Source organism: Neobacillus sp. (assembly GCF_031988165.1).
GTDB lineage: Bacteria > Bacillota > Bacilli > Bacillales > Cytobacillaceae > Neobacillus > Neobacillus rhizosphaerae.
The window spans coordinates 1-13,322 of sequence record NZ_DALZYO010000050.1 but is presented as its reverse complement, the minus strand read 5'-3'; the positions used below and the strand labels follow the sequence as shown (position 1 = coordinate 13,322).

Annotated in this window: 17 protein-coding genes; 10 read left to right on the top strand and 7 right to left on the bottom strand. The window is 37.3% G+C overall.

The window, feature by feature from the left end; all coding sequences use genetic code 11:
* Window positions 1–54 precede the first annotated feature (54 nt).
* Window positions 55–546, bottom strand: a complete 492-nt coding sequence (locus RTR43_RS22575) for a YajQ family cyclic di-GMP-binding protein (RefSeq protein ID WP_248733858.1) — start codon at window positions 544–546, stop codon at window positions 55–57.
* 135 nt (window positions 547–681) lie between these two features.
* Between RTR43_RS22575 and RTR43_RS22570 the strand changes: the two genes are divergently transcribed.
* Together RTR43_RS22570 and RTR43_RS22565 are read left to right on the top strand one after the other, a co-directional pair.
* Entirely contained in the window at window positions 682–1,545 is an 864-nt protein-coding gene (locus tag RTR43_RS22570) for a CvfB family protein (protein ID WP_312475532.1), read from the top strand.
* A 72-nt stretch (window positions 1,546–1,617) separates the two neighbouring features.
* On the top strand, window positions 1,618–1,749 hold the full coding sequence (locus RTR43_RS22565; RefSeq protein WP_312475529.1) for a DUF3941 domain-containing protein: 132 nt from the start codon (window positions 1,618–1,620) through the stop codon (window positions 1,747–1,749).
* Between the two features lie 50 nt (window positions 1,750–1,799).
* Here the strand turns inward: RTR43_RS22565 and RTR43_RS22560 are convergent, their stop codons facing one another.
* On the bottom strand, window positions 1,800–2,657 hold the full coding sequence (locus RTR43_RS22560) for a DegV family protein (RefSeq protein ID WP_312475527.1): 858 nt from the start codon (window positions 2,655–2,657) through the stop codon (window positions 1,800–1,802).
* Between the two features lie 105 nt (window positions 2,658–2,762).
* On the opposite strand from RTR43_RS22560, the gene RTR43_RS22555 reads away from it, so the two are divergent.
* Window positions 2,763–3,605 (top strand): YitT family protein, encoded by an 843-nt coding sequence (locus tag RTR43_RS22555; RefSeq protein ID WP_312475524.1) that lies wholly within the window; start codon window positions 2,763–2,765, stop codon window positions 3,603–3,605.
* A gap of 95 nt (window positions 3,606–3,700) precedes the next feature.
* Here the strand turns inward: RTR43_RS22555 and RTR43_RS22550 are convergent, their stop codons facing one another.
* The 3 genes from RTR43_RS22550 to RTR43_RS22540 all read right to left on the bottom strand — a co-directional run bounded on the left by RTR43_RS22550 (window position 3,701) and on the right by RTR43_RS22540 (window position 4,966).
* Window positions 3,701–3,886, bottom strand: coding sequence for a DUF3813 domain-containing protein (locus RTR43_RS22550; RefSeq protein WP_248733853.1), 186 nt, complete (start codon window positions 3,884–3,886; stop codon window positions 3,701–3,703).
* 1 nt (window position 3,887) lies between these two features.
* Window positions 3,888–4,040, bottom strand: coding sequence for a hypothetical protein (locus tag RTR43_RS22545; protein WP_169802772.1), 153 nt, complete (start codon window positions 4,038–4,040; stop codon window positions 3,888–3,890).
* 110 nt (window positions 4,041–4,150) lie between these two features.
* The gene (locus RTR43_RS22540) at window positions 4,151–4,966 is read right to left on the bottom strand and encodes a Cof-type HAD-IIB family hydrolase (RefSeq protein ID WP_312475517.1); all 816 of its coding nucleotides are present in this window, start codon (window positions 4,964–4,966) and stop codon (window positions 4,151–4,153) included.
* Between the two features lie 409 nt (window positions 4,967–5,375).
* Here RTR43_RS22540 and RTR43_RS22535 point away from each other — a divergent pair, with 409 nt between their 5' ends.
* The 3 genes from RTR43_RS22535 to RTR43_RS22525 all read left to right on the top strand — a co-directional run bounded on the left by RTR43_RS22535 (window position 5,376) and on the right by RTR43_RS22525 (window position 7,330).
* Window positions 5,376–5,684 (top strand): metal-sulfur cluster assembly factor, encoded by a 309-nt coding sequence (locus RTR43_RS22535; RefSeq protein WP_312475515.1) that lies wholly within the window; start codon window positions 5,376–5,378, stop codon window positions 5,682–5,684.
* Window positions 5,685–5,699: 15 nt separating this feature from the next.
* A complete protein-coding gene (locus RTR43_RS22530) occupies window positions 5,700–6,038 on the top strand; it encodes a DsrE family protein (RefSeq protein ID WP_312475513.1) in 339 nt (112 codons plus the stop codon).
* 167 nt (window positions 6,039–6,205) lie between these two features.
* Complete coding sequence (locus RTR43_RS22525) at window positions 6,206–7,330, top strand: TIGR04053 family radical SAM/SPASM domain-containing protein (RefSeq protein ID WP_312475510.1); 1,125 nt, start codon at window positions 6,206–6,208, stop codon at window positions 7,328–7,330.
* Window positions 7,331–7,427: 97 nt separating this feature from the next.
* Here RTR43_RS22525 and RTR43_RS22520 read toward each other — a convergent pair whose 3' ends face one another.
* Window positions 7,428–8,126, bottom strand: a complete 699-nt coding sequence (locus RTR43_RS22520; protein WP_312475507.1) for a Crp/Fnr family transcriptional regulator — start codon at window positions 8,124–8,126, stop codon at window positions 7,428–7,430.
* Between the two features lie 362 nt (window positions 8,127–8,488).
* Here RTR43_RS22520 and moaA point away from each other — a divergent pair, with 362 nt between their 5' ends.
* Entirely contained in the window at window positions 8,489–9,505 is a 1,017-nt protein-coding gene (gene moaA, locus RTR43_RS22515) for a GTP 3',8-cyclase MoaA (RefSeq protein ID WP_312475504.1), read from the top strand.
* A gap of 84 nt (window positions 9,506–9,589) precedes the next feature.
* Here the strand turns inward: moaA and ric are convergent, their stop codons facing one another.
* Entirely contained in the window at window positions 9,590–10,288 is a 699-nt protein-coding gene (ric, locus tag RTR43_RS22510; protein WP_312475501.1) for an iron-sulfur cluster repair di-iron protein, read from the bottom strand.
* A 237-nt stretch (window positions 10,289–10,525) separates the two neighbouring features.
* On the opposite strand from ric, the gene RTR43_RS22505 reads away from it, so the two are divergent.
* The 3 genes from RTR43_RS22505 (at window position 10,526) to RTR43_RS22495 (ending at window position 13,267) form a co-directional block, all read left to right on the top strand.
* Window positions 10,526–11,791, top strand: coding sequence for a molybdopterin molybdotransferase MoeA (locus RTR43_RS22505; protein ID WP_312475573.1), 1,266 nt, complete (start codon window positions 10,526–10,528; stop codon window positions 11,789–11,791).
* On the top strand, window positions 11,779–12,327 hold the full coding sequence (mobB, locus tag RTR43_RS22500; RefSeq protein WP_312475499.1) for a molybdopterin-guanine dinucleotide biosynthesis protein B: 549 nt from the start codon (window positions 11,779–11,781) through the stop codon (window positions 12,325–12,327). Before RTR43_RS22505 ends, mobB begins: the two co-directional genes overlap by 13 nt.
* Window positions 12,328–12,538: 211 nt before the next feature.
* Entirely contained in the window at window positions 12,539–13,267 is a 729-nt protein-coding gene (locus RTR43_RS22495) for a YwiC-like family protein (RefSeq protein ID WP_312475497.1), read from the top strand.
* Window positions 13,268–13,322 lie beyond the last annotated feature (55 nt).

The following is a 13,322-nucleotide window of genomic DNA, read 5'->3' as shown; positions in this document are numbered from 1 at the left end:
AATAATAAAAGGCGATAAGGAGTTATTTACTCCCTATCGCCTTAATTTTCATTTTCAACGGTAATTGAGAAATTGAACATCTACAGTTAAGTCGGCTTCTCGGACCAAGGAAATAATTTTTTGTAAATCATCGCGGTTTTTACCGCTAACGCGTACTTGATCGTCCTGTACCTGACTTTTAACCTTTACACCGCTGTTTTTAATGATGGTATTAATCTTTTTGGCATTTTCTTTATCAATACCTTGGACTAGTTTGGCTTTTTGGCGAACAGTACCGCCGGAAGCTTTTTCGATTTTCCCGTAATCAAGATTTCTAACCGGAATGCCTCGTTTTATCATTTTACTAAATAATACATCCTTAAGCTGGTCCATTTTATATTCATCATCTGAAATAAGGACAAGCTCTTCTTTATCAAGAGAGACTTCACTTTTACTACCTTTAAAATCGTAGCGCGTTCCAATTTCTTTCATTGTTTGTGTAATAGCATTTGTAACCTCAGAAAAATCCACTTTGGATACAATATCAAATGAGCTATCTTTAGACATAACAAAACCTCCATTTTATCACCAATAGGTAGAAACATTACCTGCTAAAGTTTCCCTTTATGGCTACATTATAGTAAAATATAGCGGTTATAACAAGATTCAGGGAAATCTCCATGAAAAGAAAGGGGAGTTAAAATGTCTTTAAATGAACTTGTTGGCCAAACAACAACATTATCCGTTGCCCGTAAAGCGGCTTTCGGCTATTTTTTAACGGACGGAAATGAAGATGTTTTGCTGCATATAAATCAAGCTAATCAAGAATTGGAAGAAGGGGATCAAGTAGAGGTTTTTCTTTATGTTGATTCGGAAGGACGAACTTCGGCTTCCACTACCATCCCGGAAATTGCGGTTGGCCGCTATGGATGGGTTAAGGTAACAGATTCAAATCCGAAAATTGGCGTCTTCTTAAATATTGGACTTCCAAAGGATATTTTGTTAGGGATTGATGATTTGCCAACACATAAATCTGTCTGGCCAAAAGCAGGAGATTTAGTCTATATCACATTAAAGCTGAGCCGCAATTATTTGCTTTATGCGAAGCTTGCAACTGACCCAATAATAGAATCCATTTCCGTCAAAGCAACAAGAGAACAGTTCAACAAAAATGTACAGGGACATATTTACCGGACAGCAAAGGTAGGGAGCTGGATTTATACGATTGAAGGATTTAAAGGGTTCATTCATGAGTCACAAAGGCCAACGGAGCCCCGATTAGGTGAAAAGATTGAGGGTCGGATAATTGATGTAAAGGAAGATGGAACTGTAAACATTTCTTTACTTGCAAGGAAAGAGGAATCACAAGACCAAGATGCAGAACGGATTTTTGAATATTTACTTAGCAGAAATGGAGCCATGCCATTCAGCGATAAAAGTATGCCTGAAGATATTCAAGAACGGTTTGGCTTAAGTAAAGGTGCGTTTAAGCGGGCCCTTGGAAAACTGATGAAGGACGGCAGAGCATATCAAGAAGGCAGCTGGACTTATGTGAAAAAAGATTGATGCATTTGTTACATACTCTTTTTCGAATTGACAGACACTAATAAACGAAAGCAATTTGAAAGGGGTAAGGTAATGCCGCACACTTCTGATAATGATAAAAAAGCAAAAGATAATAATGCCCTTCGACATGAAAAGAATATGATGCGTGAAAAAAATCGTCAGGCAGGGAAAAATCTATATTCTAAAAAAACAGACCATAAATAACAAAAAAAGTGAGGGAATTCAAACCTCACTTTTTTTAAAATGTAATTTTGTTAGGGCAGTTGATTTAAAAAGAAAATCGAGATGGTCCCGGCACCTGTATGGGACCCCACAGCTGAACCAATCGATGAAATATAGACCTCATGCGGATGAAATCCATCTTCAATCATTGCTTTCATTTCTAATGCCAATTCTTCATTATCGGCATGGCTAATCCCAATTACTTGATTTTGCATATCTTTGCCGCGTTCTTTCATGAGTTCGATAATACGGCGCAGTAATTTCTTCTTACCTCGTATTTTTTCGATTGGAACAAGCTTCCCATCTTCCACATTTAATATTGGTTTGATATTCAATAATCCGCCGAGAAAGGCAGATGCTTTTGAGACCCGACCACCTTTAGCCAAATAATCTAAGTCCTCTACTGTAAAAAGATGCTCCATATGCTGGCTTCTAAAACGGACATCCTTAAGAATGTCTTCTTTTGAGACATTTTCAGCAGCAAGCCTTGCTGCCTCCATGACAACTAGCCCATGTCCAAGTGAGGCACATTTCGTATCGACAATCGTTAAATTGAAATTTGGATATTTTTCCTTTACTTGGTCAAGAATCATAACAGCGGTTGAATATGTTCCTGATAATTCTGAAGAAAATGCAATATAAATCCCATCTTCCTCTTTTTCAGCCATTTCGTTAAAGACTTCCTCAAACGCAAGTGGAGATGCTTGGGAAGTTTTTGGAATAATTCCATTACGGATGGCATCATATACGGTTTTTGGGTCAATTGTCTTAACATCTTCATATTCTTCGCCGTTAATATGGACCTTTAAGGGAATTAAAGTTACATTATTTTCTTCGTAGAAACTTTTTGGTAAATCGCATGCGCTGTCAGCGAGTATTTTTACCTGCATGAAGCTCACCTGCTTTCAGTTCTTATAATAGTTTCAGTTTATCGGTTTCACCCTAAAAATACAATTATCTAATCGGATATTTTCAAGATAAAGGGGGATATACCATTGCTTTGGCTTCAAACGAAAAAATTGATTATTGTGGTCACGGGTGCCTTATTAAATGCGCTGGCGATGAATTTATTTCTAATTCCCGCGAATGTTTATTCTAGCGGTTTTACAGGGATTGCTCAATTAGTTTCAAAGATCTTAAGTGATAATACAGCAATTCATGTATCGATGGGCTTTTTATTACTCGTACTTAATATTCCAGTAGCTTTTCTTGGGTGGAGAAAAGTTGGGAAATCCTTTACGATTTATAGTTTCTTAAGTGTCGTCCTGACATCTATATTCTTATCAATGATTCCGATTAAACAATTATCACATGATATTTTATTAAATGCCGTATTCGGCGGAGTTATTTTAGCAGTCGGTGTAGGGATTACGTTAAAATGGGGTGCTTCGACAGGAGGGGTCGATATCATTGCCATGGTTTTATCAAGAATGAAGGACAAACCGGTTGGTCCGTATATGTTTGTCTTAAATGGTATCATTATTATGACAGCAGGTGTCCTCTATGGCTGGGAAAAAGCTCTTTATACACTTGTTGTCTTATACACTTCGACTAGAGTAATTGACGCCATCCATACTAGGCATGCGAAACTTACGGCGTTAATTATTACGAAAAAAGCGGATGAACTAAAAAAAGCAATTCATGCTTCCCTTGTTAGAGGGATCACAATGATTCCCGCAAAAGGAGCATTCACCAATGAAACACGGGATATGCTGATGATTGTAATCACCCGATATGAGCTCTATGATTTAGAAAGAATTATTAAAGAAGTAGATCCAAATGCTTTCACAAATATAATACAGACAACAGGGGTTTACGGTTTTTTTCGAAGGGATTAAGGAAAATAAGCTCAATCTTCTTACTCTGAAAAAGTTTACCGGATTCGATAAGAAAATTGGAAGTGCCTCATTAGGCACCTCCAATTTTCTTAAATCTATTGAATCTGATCAAGCTCTTGTTGCATTTGTCGGAGCTGGGCTTGCTCTGTCACTGTCGTGTTGGCGTAAGCAGAACTAAGTGCATTCTTTGCCTTTTCAACAGCAGAATCAACCTCAGCTGGGTTTGCGGATTTCGCCATCTCAACAAATCTTCGTGCTTCCTGGAACAATTGGTTTCCCATGTTAAATTCCTCCAAGCGAGGATTCGTGCACATTTGCCATTTTCTGAGCTTCCGCTTCAGCATAGGTCATGTGATAAGGAATACGTTCAGCATGCTTGTTAACGGTATCCTTTCCTTGCTGGACAAAGCGTTTTGATTTGTTTGATTTACCCATTCGAATCCCTCCAATATGCTCAAGCTCGTATTGAAACAGCAACGCTGCTTCAAAAATTAGTATGCACCAAAGGGGGTATGTTCATTTAGGAAAACCTTGGCTTACTGGGACTATAACTTTATATTTAACAATTCTGCCAAATATTCACCGACGCCATCTTCTTCGTTGCTTAAGGTAACATCATTGGCGATATTTTTCACCAGATCAATCGCATTTCCCATTGCAATCCCATGACCAGCATATTCAAGCATTTCCAAATCATTATCTTCATCACCAAATGCCACAATTCTTTCAGTTGGAATTCCAAAATAATCAGCAGCCTTTTTCAGACCCACTGCTTTGTTTAAACCTACCTTAATGATTTCGATTACATGCCACGGAGCTGCCCAGCTGCGTTGTTCAATCACTTCCGCATGCACGACAGATAAATGATCACGGATTTTTTGAAGCTGGTCTTCCTCTGTATGGATTAGCATACTTGTGGGTGAGTCATGTAAGAAATTTAGTAAATCCCCAGTCGTTATTTTTGGATTGCCAAAGCTAAAAATATCTAAAAGCTTTTCATCGTGATAATGAATATAAACATCGTCAATCACTTCAGCAATAATATTATGGAACTGAAAGCTTCTGCAGGCCTCCACAATATCTTTTGCTACCTTTACATCAAGAGGCTCATGATAGTATCCCCAGTTAGGGTTTCGTGGATGGTGCATAAAAGCTCCATTAAAATTGACAATAGGCGTGTCCAATTCCAGCTCTCGATAATACATTTCACTGGAACGATAAGGTCTTCCTGTGGCAATCATAACGATATGACCATCTGCTTTTGCTTTTTGTATGATTTCTTTTGTTTTTGAGGAAATTGTTTTATCATCCTTTAATAATGTTCCATCAAGATCTAAGGCGATTAAGTGTCTTTCAGTCATGTGGGTGATCCCTTCTTATTTAAAATTTTTCATGAATAATTGCATTGCTTTAGAAAAATGTTTATCTACATGGTACACTACAAATAAGGGAATTTTCATATAGCATCGAACTTTTATTTCTATATTTACTATGTTAACAATTTTATATCTAATGTGTAAAAAAATTCACACCATGTTTCATAAAAAACTATATACTTTTTATTGCAATAAGCGGATTGTGTAAATGAAAATCGTGGTAATTAATAAGAAAAGCGATACTTAAGTCTATCCACTACAAGTGCAATTGGACGGTCAATTATCTATTTTACGCGAATTTGAATTAAGTCTCAATCCAGTCAAGCGGGTTTTTATAGTTTGAGACCTACCTTTTGCTATAATAAATTCAGAAAAACTTTAGGAGTGAACAAACATGAATGAAGAATTAAAAGAAAATATTATGGGTGCCATGGAGCTAGTTATCGATCCTGAACTAGGCGTTGACATTGTTAATTTAGGTTTGGTCTATAATGTTGAAATGGATGATGAAGGGAAAGTAACAGTGTCGATGACGTTAACTTCAATGGGCTGCCCGCTCGCTGGAACGATTGTGGACCAAGTAAAAAGAGCGTTAGCAGACATTCCTGAGGTCAAGGATACAGATGTAAATATCGTTTGGAATCCGCCATGGAATAAAGAAATGATGTCACGCTATGCGAAGATTGCCTTAGGAATTCGCTAAAATGGGGGATTATCTATGAAAAATAAAGTGATTTTAGTAAGCTCGAACCAACTCGGTAGGGGTGACCAAGGACTTGGTGAAAATATCTTGGAAACATTCTTTACTATATTAAAACAAAAGGAAGAACTACCTGCAGCTGTTTTTTGTATGAACAGCGGGGTCTTGACTTTGACAAGTGAGTCGTTTGTTTCTGTTCATTTGAAAGAATTGGAAGACAAAGGTGTAGAAATTTTAGCATGTAAGACTTGTGCTGACCACTATGAGATTAGTGAAAAATTGACGGTTGGGAAAATCAGCGGAATGGGAAATTTTATTGACCTGGCAGCCAAATATGAAGTAATAACGATTTCTTAAAAACAGCAGAGCTTCTGCTGTTTTTATTTTTCCTGAACTTCACAAAACGGACATATATAATTTGTGGGTTGTGAGATAGTTCACTTTTTTAACCTATAAACAACTTTATAATATATGTTATTAAGGCTGTTTGAGTTTGAAATAGCCGTTTTTGGGAGGCGTTTCATATGGTTTTTAGCCGAGATTTTAATAAAGATCCATTTATTGTAATTTGGGAGCTGACACGTGCTTGTCAATTAAAGTGTTTGCATTGCCGTGCTGATGCGCAATATACAAGGGACCCACGAGAATTAACCTTTGAAGAAGGTAAAAATCTAATCGATCAAATATATGATATGAATAATCCGATTCTGGTATTTACAGGCGGAGACCCGCTTATGAGGGAAGATGTTTTTGATATTGCCAAATACGCAGTAGAAAAGGGCGTACGGGTATCAATGACACCTAGTGCTACCCCTAATGTAACAAAAGAAGCGATTAAAAAGGCAAAAGATGTCGGTCTTTCTCGCTGGGCGTTCAGCATTGACGGTCCAACAGCAGAAATACATGACCATTTTCGCGGGACGGCAGGGTCCTTTGATTTAACAATGGAACGGATTAAATATTTACATGAGCTTGAAATTCCAATTCAGATCAACACTGTTATTTCAAGATACAATTATGAATATCTTGATGAAATGGCAAAAATGGTTGAAGATTTAAAATGTGTACTTTGGAGTGTCTTTTTCCTTGTTCCGACTGGAAGAGGACAAATTTCCGATATGATTTCCCCAGTTGAGCATGAAAAAGTCCTTAGATGGCTCTATGACCTAAGTAAACGAGTACCTTTCGATATTAAAACTACAGAAGCCATGCATTACCGTCGTGTTGTTATTCAACAAAAAATGCGGGAAGCAAAAGCCCAAACAGATGAAATCAATTATTTAAGTGCTCTCACAGAAAAAGGGTTAACAGGCTCGATAGATGGTCTAGGTCGGGCACCTAAAGGTGTAAATGATGGAAATGGCTTTGTGTTCATTTCTCATATTGGCGATGTGTATCCAAGTGGTCTTTTACCAGTTAAGGCCGGCAATGTTCGAGAAACACCTTTAGCGGAAATTTACCGAGAGTCACCAATCTTTAAAGCGCTAAGAAATCCGGACGAATTTAAGGGTAAATGTGGTGTGTGTGAATTTCGCTTTGTATGCGGCGGTTCAAGGTCACGGGCCTATGCGATGACAGGTGATTACCTAGAAAGCGAACCATTCTGCGTCTATATTCCAAAAGCTATGAGAGACAAGCAAGTACAATAAGAAAGATAGTATAAATACAGGGCTGCCTCATGGAAAGTGAGACAGCCCTAGGAATAGGATTAATAAAAAAGATGGAGCGGGGAATCTTCGCTCCATCCTATTCAATATTGCAATATACGGCTGAGCAATTTTCACAACCGATTTCGTCCTTTAAGTATTGCAAATTCAAAATGGAAATCCTTCCTTTTTTAATTGAAATAATCTTATCACGCTTTAACTCACTAAGGATGCGATTTGTACTTTCACGAGAGGTGCCACAGAAGTTAGCTAGTTCTTGATTGGTTAAGGGCAGATCAATCAAAATTTCATTATCTTTTTGGATACCATAGCTATTCGACATTCGAATAAGTGTGGAGAAGAGTGCTCCACGTTTTCCGTTTAGGACTAAATCACGAAATTTTGTTTGTGTTTTTCGAAAATGATCACTCATCCATTTCATGAATTCAAACGCAAGCTTACTATTTTGGAAAATTTCACTTTCGATTACATCCTTTTTAATCGCAACAACATCTCCTTCTTCAAGAACAGTTGCACTTAATAAATATCTCGGGTTGTCCGTAAAAAGAGTTAATTCACCGCAAATATCGTTTTCTCCACAAATTCTTAAGGATAGTTCACGACCGTCCGTGGTGATTTTGCTAATTTGAATTTTACCGGAAAGGATAATATAAAGCTCTTCAGCTACCATGCCTTCTTGAAATAAAAAGCTTCCTCTTTCACTTTTAAATTTCCGGTCAGCAAATCTAAGCAACTCTTTTATTTCAATAGAATGGGTTGGTTTCATTATGGTTGTCATCCGATTCACCTCTAAAAACTATTTTTAAATCAGTATATTTTCCTTCTAGGTATAGGATTTGTTAGTTTCATTTTATCTCAAGTTTGGTCAGTAAATTTAAGTAAACAATGACAATACAGTGAAAACTTAAGCAGGATTTGAGGAGCATTTTATCTAATACTGTTTTAAATGATCAAACGGATAAACAAAAAGGAAAGAGAAGTATGGCTTCCAAAACAATCATTTATTCATTCACCTACATCTGTTAAGATTAAAATAAGATTAAAAAGTATTGTGATAGTGAATAAAGTAACAGTGTTTCTTTTAAAATCCTGTTACACTTATAAAAAATAAGTTTCTTTAAAATAATGGAGTTGATATTAATGGAAAAAACCATTATTAAAGATAAATTAAATAGACCTTTACGTGACTTAAGAATCTCGGTGATTGACCGATGTAATTTTCGTTGTCAGTATTGTATGCCGGAAGATCAATTTGGAAAGGATTTTGAGTTTCTTCCTAGAAGTGCTTTACTGACTTATGAAGAAATTGAACGTCTGGCAAAAATCTTTGTCCGTTTAGGTGTGGAAAAAATCCGCTTAACTGGCGGCGAACCTCTTTTACGGAAAGATATGCCGTATCTTGTTAAAAAGCTATCCTCGATTAAGGGTTTAAGGGATATCGGCTTAACAACGAATGGTGTGCTGCTTCCGAAATTGGCCAAGGATTTAAAAGCGGCAGGCCTAAAAAGAGTAAATGTTAGTCTTGATACTTTAAACGATGAATTGTTCGGAAAAATTAACGGACGCGGGGTTGCAACTGGACCAGTATTAGAGGGAATTGAAGCAGCGAAACAGGCAGGCCTCGGGGTCAAAATCAACATGGTAGTAAAAAAGGGTCTAAATGATACCGAAATTATTCCTATGGCAGAATACTGTAAAAATAACGGCCTAGAGCTTCGCTATATTGAATTCATGGATGTCGGTTCGACAAATGGCTGGAAAATGGATGATGTTATTACCAAAAAACAGATTTATCATTTATTAAAAGAACATTTTGAATTGATTCCAGTTGACCCGGCTTACTATGGGGAAGTAGCGAAGCTTTATCAGTATTCAGACACAAACGTGAATGTAGGCTTTATTACTTCCGTTTCTGAATCGTTCTGTTCAAGCTGCACCCGTTCCCGATTATCTGCGAATGGTCAGATTTTCACATGTTTATTTAATGGAAATGGCCATGATATTCGTAATTTTATGAGAAACGGCGCCACTGACGAAGAAATTGTGTCCAGAATCACCGCCATTTGGAATGGTCGTGATGACAGATATTCAGATGAAAGAACAGCAGAAACAAATAAAAATCGTAAAAAGATTGAAATGTCTTATATTGGCGGCTAAAGGAAAGCCAGCTTATTTAAAGCCAGGATATTCTAGGGTAGAAAAAACACTCTCTTCGGGTGAAGAGAGTGTTTTGCATGATCTTTATGAAAGATATCTTGGAAATAAGATGTTGTTTTCGAGATGCACATGCATAAAGGTTAACCCTTCTAATGCCTCCAAACGGGCATAGACTAACCGATACGTTCCGCAAGCATCCAGTGGAAGAGTATAGTCAGATGTTACAGCACGAATTTTTCTTAATATCTCCCCAGCATGGTCATGTTCCTTTTCAAGCTCGATTATTAAATTTATTGCTTCTTCACGGTTTTCAACTTTTCCATCTTCCAGTTGCTTAATTAATGGGAAGACGACAGCTTCTTCTTTGGCCATATGCTCTTGCAATTCTTTTTTAAATTCATAAAAAAGCTCATAGACTTTCAAAAGCTCTGGATGATTGTCTCCATGGACACGTGAAACCTTCGTAACATAAGGACTAAGCATGGACAATTCTTCTTCAGATACCCGATGGTAATTTGAAATGACATGATCAATAATTGTATTTGAATCAGAATCAGTCCATACCTCTACATCTTTTTCGGCGTTTTCGTATTTATCAAAAACCAGTTTTAATTCAGCTAATAAACTGTCCATGTTAAGACCGTTTTGATCAACAGCAAGGGATAAGGGAATGTTACCGCCGCAGCAGAAATCGATACGATTCTTTTTGAATACGTCACTTGTTTTTGGTAATTCGTTTACAATATCTTTAATTAACGAATTCGCAGTAAATGGGAAAGTCATAATAAAAATCCTCCTTAAAATATAGACGATAGGTTATTTCTGACTTAAGCATAATTGAAAATGAATATTAATTAGGTGACCTGAATCACACATTCGATATGATATTTAATTTATGGGGTAAAATTATTTATTTTGTGACATTTGATATGTTAGCAGGTTTTCTTTAGGCTTATAATGAAGATTAGTCATTTACATATCATGAAAAAACTTATCCATGTAGGGCAGGAGCTGATTATGTTGTTAGAAAGAAGAAAACCGATTCCAATTGGGGAAGCAGTTAAAAGGATAATGGAATATCCATTACAAGGTGTTACCGAATATGTTTCGATAAATGAAAGCTTCGGTCGCTTTTTATCAGAAGATTTAATTGCCACCAGTGACGTACCACACTTTAACAGGGCGCCATATGATGGCTTTGCTGTCAGATCAAGCGACACGAGTGATGCATCTCAGACCAATCCTGTCGAATTTGAAGTGATTGACCATATCGGTGCAGGAATGGTTTCAGCAAAGGTTGTAGGTCATAATCAAGCCGTACGAATTATGACTGGTGCGATGATGCCAGTGGGAACCGATGCAGTCGTCATGTTTGAAGTCGCAAAAGACTACGAAAAAAATGGTCTCCCATATATGTCGATTAAACGCAGTTTTAAAAAAGGTGATAATGTTTCCTTTATAGGTGAAGACGCTAAAGAAGGCGAAATTTTAGTAAAAAAAGGATCGCTGATTAATCCTGGTATTCAAGCAATGTTGGCCACATTTGGCTATCAGCATGTTCCAGTAGCACAGAGGCCGCGAGTTGGTTTGTTCGCAACCGGTACAGAGCTTTTAGAAGTGGAGGAAGAATTAGTTCCAGGAAAGATTCGCAACAGCAATTCCCTTATGATTGCTGCACAAATCGAAAGAGCGGGAGGCATTGTTCACTATTTTGGGAAGCTGGCCGATGAATTCGATCCATGCTATGAAGCAGTAAAAAATGCCTTAAATGAAGTAGACTTGTTAATTACAACCGGCGGCGTGTCAGTGGGGGACTTTGATTATCTTCCTGCCATTTACGAAAAACTGGGAGCAGAGGTTTTATTTAATAAGGTCTCTATGCGCCCTGGAAGTGTGACAACAGTTGCTCAGTACAATGGAAAAATATTATTTGGATTATCTGGTAATCCGTCTGCTTGTTATGTTGGCTTTGAATTGTTTGCCCGGCCGATTATTCGAAGGCAGTTATTTTCGAAAAAACCACACTTAAGGAAGGAAAAAGCGCAGCTTGTGGTTGACTTTCCTAAAGCTAATCCATTTACAAGGTTTGTCCGCAGCGAAACATTTATCGCTGATGGCAGACTAAAGGTGACCCCGAGTGGTCTAGATAAGTCGAACATTATCATGAGTCTTGCAGGTGCTAATTCATTAATGATTCTACCCGGTGGAACGAGAGGTTTTACAGCTGGCTGTGAAGTGGAGGTCCTATTGCTTGAAGACCAGGTGGGCTGTGAGTGGCCTTGGTAAAACCAGTAATTTTTCAAGTAGTGGGTTATCAAAATAGTGGAAAAACGACGCTTACTTTCAAGCTTATTGAAGTTTTAAAGAAAAATGGGTTAAAAACGGTAACAATCAAACACCACGGACATGGCGCCAAGCCGGATGTGGTGGATCAAAAGGATTCAACAAAACATCTATCAGCAGGCGCAGCTGCATCCATTGTTGAGGGGGGCGGCAGGTTGGTCCTGCAAGCAGATGATCGCGAATATTGTCTTGAAGAACAGATAGAGCTAATGAAATTCTTTCAGCCAGATGTAATTTTGATTGAGGGATATAAGCAAAAAAGTTATCCGAAGCTGTTGTTGTTAAGGGATAAAAATGACTTTGATTTATTAAATACAGTTAACAATATTACTGCGGTTGTATACTGGAAGGAGGATATGAAGGATGGTCTAATAGCAAAATGGAAAGTGCCTTCCTTTCATATTTCCGATGAATCAGCGATAAACTGGGCTTTCCAAATCCTAGAAAAAACTATTCATAAAACAGACGATAAAATTTAATAAAATTGTCAAATTTGTTACTTTTATCACAGCGAAGGTGAATAATCCCCGCTACAATACAATTTAGGGGCTATGATGTTTGTTCATATAAGGTGCAGGTATTGAAAGAAGGCAGAGGCCTTCTTTTTTTTTTCCTCATGTGATACTCTTCACTTTATTTTTCGATTAGCTATCTTATAGTAGAGGAAAGCAGGAAAAAGGAGTGAAAGAGATGAAGTTTTTTTTACCAAAACAACATGGTGCATGGGCAATGCTAATCATCCCTTTTTGGCTAGGTGTTACTAACGGGGGCTACCATTGGCAGCATATCCCATTTTTTGTTGGCTGGCTTTTATTGTACCTTGCAACTTATCCGCTGCTCCTGTTATTTAAAAAGAATAAAATCCCTTTTTATACAAAATGGACTCTTATTTATATGATTCCGGCATTATTACTTTTACTTATTCCACTTTTGCAAAGGCCAAGTATTTTTTATTTTGGACTTCTAATGTTGCCGTTTTTTATGATAAATGCTTTTTATACTTCACGAAATCAAGACCGTGCCTTTATGAATGATATTAGCGCTATCTTTGCTTTTTCAATTGCCGGACTTGCAAGTAGTTACTTATCCCTTGGTGTTGTGAACGCCACAATGATAATATTCATCTTCTTAACGTCTGTGCTATTTTTTGTTGGTTGTACCTTTTATGTGAAATCAATGATTCGGGAAAAGAAGAATAGTCAATTTAAATGGATTTCATGGACCTACCATTTGCTTTTAACAGTTGTTTGGCTTGTGTTCGGTTATTGGCTAGTAGCCCTCGCCTATTTTCCAAGTTTAGTTAGAGCTATTCTTTTTCACGGGAGAAAGCTATCTCCAAAGGAAATTGGTATATACGAAATCATAAATTCTGCACTATTCTTCATCATCATAGTCATTCAAATAATTTCACTAAAATAGAGGCTGTCGAAAAACCTTCGACAGCCTTTATTTTTTTATGTCACTTTAACATTTC

Coding starts and splice junctions, on each gene's coding strand:
- RTR43_RS22570 (WP_312475532.1), top strand. CDS start 682: ATGTCTTTAAATGAACTTGTTGGCCAAACAACAACATTATCCGTTGCC.
- RTR43_RS22495 (WP_312475497.1), top strand. CDS start 12,539: ATGAAGTTTTTTTTACCAAAACAACATGGTGCATGGGCAATGCTAATC.
- RTR43_RS22545 (WP_169802772.1), bottom strand. CDS start 4,040: ATGGGTAAATCAAACAAATCAAAACGCTTTGTCCAGCAAGGAAAGGAT.
- RTR43_RS22535 (WP_312475515.1), top strand. CDS start 5,376: ATGAATGAAGAATTAAAAGAAAATATTATGGGTGCCATGGAGCTAGTT.
- RTR43_RS22520 (WP_312475507.1), bottom strand. CDS start 8,126: ATGACAACCATAATGAAACCAACCCATTCTATTGAAATAAAAGAGTTG.
- RTR43_RS22560 (WP_312475527.1), bottom strand. CDS start 2,657: ATGCAGGTAAAAATACTCGCTGACAGCGCATGCGATTTACCAAAAAGT.
- RTR43_RS22525 (WP_312475510.1), top strand. CDS start 6,206: ATGGTTTTTAGCCGAGATTTTAATAAAGATCCATTTATTGTAATTTGG.
- RTR43_RS22575 (WP_248733858.1), bottom strand. CDS start 546: ATGTCTAAAGATAGCTCATTTGATATTGTATCCAAAGTGGATTTTTCT.
- RTR43_RS22550 (WP_248733853.1), bottom strand. CDS start 3,886: ATGGGAAACCAATTGTTCCAGGAAGCACGAAGATTTGTTGAGATGGCG.
- RTR43_RS22540 (WP_312475517.1), bottom strand. CDS start 4,966: ATGACTGAAAGACACTTAATCGCCTTAGATCTTGATGGAACATTATTA.
- RTR43_RS22530 (WP_312475513.1), top strand. CDS start 5,700: ATGAAAAATAAAGTGATTTTAGTAAGCTCGAACCAACTCGGTAGGGGT.
- moaA (WP_312475504.1), top strand. CDS start 8,489: ATGGAAAAAACCATTATTAAAGATAAATTAAATAGACCTTTACGTGAC.
- ric (WP_312475501.1), bottom strand. CDS start 10,288: ATGACTTTCCCATTTACTGCGAATTCGTTAATTAAAGATATTGTAAAC.
- RTR43_RS22565 (WP_312475529.1), top strand. CDS start 1,618: ATGCCGCACACTTCTGATAATGATAAAAAAGCAAAAGATAATAATGCC.